Source organism: Variovorax sp. 01N429 (genome assembly GCF_056399425.1).
This window is the reverse complement of record NZ_JBFTRG010000051.1, coordinates 1-982: the sequence shown is the minus strand read 5'-3', so window position 1 is coordinate 982 and position 982 is coordinate 1. Positions and strand designations below refer to the sequence as shown.

The 982-nt window shown below is 67.2% G+C and carries 2 protein-coding genes; both read left to right on the top strand.

Annotation, left to right across the window (positions count from 1 at the left end; all coding sequences use genetic code 11):
* On the top strand, positions 1-181 hold a 181-nt coding region (locus AC1DSF_RS30510; protein WP_478184053.1), incomplete at its 5' end, for a proton-translocating transhydrogenase family protein.
* A gap of 2 nt (positions 182-183) precedes the next feature.
* The coding region (locus AC1DSF_RS30505) for an NAD(P)(+) transhydrogenase (Re/Si-specific) subunit beta (RefSeq protein WP_478184052.1) at positions 184-982 on the top strand (799 nt) is incomplete at its 3' end.

Sequence of the window (982 nt, the reverse complement as noted above, 5' to 3'; positions counted from 1 at the left end):
GCTGGCCGCCGCGCTCACTGAGACGGGCCTTGGCAAGACCATGGGCGTGCTCGCGGTCGCTCTGGCCGCGGTCAACGTCTTCGGCGGGTTCCTGGTGACCCGGCGCATGCTGGAGATGTTCAAGAAGAAGGACAAGAAGGTGCCCGCTGGCGGTGACGCCGCCAAGGCGGGGGGACGCTGATCATGTCGATGAACGTCGTCACGCTGCTGTACCTGATCGCCAGTGTCTGCTTCATCCAGGCTCTGAAGGGCCTGAGCCATCCCACCACTTCCATCCGCGGCAACGTCTTCGGCATGGCCGGCATGGCGATCGCCATCCTGACCACCGCCGCGCTGGTCGTGCAGCTCTCCGGCGGCAGGCTCATCGGCCTGGGCTGGGTGCTGCTCGGGCTGGTGGTGGGCGGCGGCTACGGCGCCTACCGCGCCAAGACGGTCGAGATGACCCAGATGCCCGAACTGGTCGCCTTCTTCCACAGCATGATCGGCCTTGCCGCCGTCTTCATCGCCGTGGCGGCAGTGGTCGAGCCCTGGGCCTTCGGCATCACGCCGCTGCCGGTTGCGGCCTCGGGCACCGTCAACACGCCCGAAGGCGCGATGGTCGTGGACGGCTTCCTGCGCTATGCAATCCCCGCGGGCAACCGGCTGGAGCTGTTCCTGGGGGCGGCCATCGGCGCGATCACCTTCAGCGGCTCGGTCATTGCCTTCGGCAAGCTCTCGGGCAAGTACAAGTTCCGCCTGTTCCAGGGCGCACCGGTGCAGTTCAAGGGCCAGCACATGCTCAACCTCGTGCTGGGGCTGCTGACCATCGCCCTGGGCCTGGTCTACATGGCCACCGAGAGCTGGGCGGCCTTCCTGGCGATGCTGATCCTCGCCTTCGTGATGGGCGTGCTCATCATCATCCCGATCGGCGGGGCGGACATGCCGGTGGTGGTCTCGATGCTCAACAGCTACTCGGGCTGGGCGGCCGCGGGCATCGGCTTCA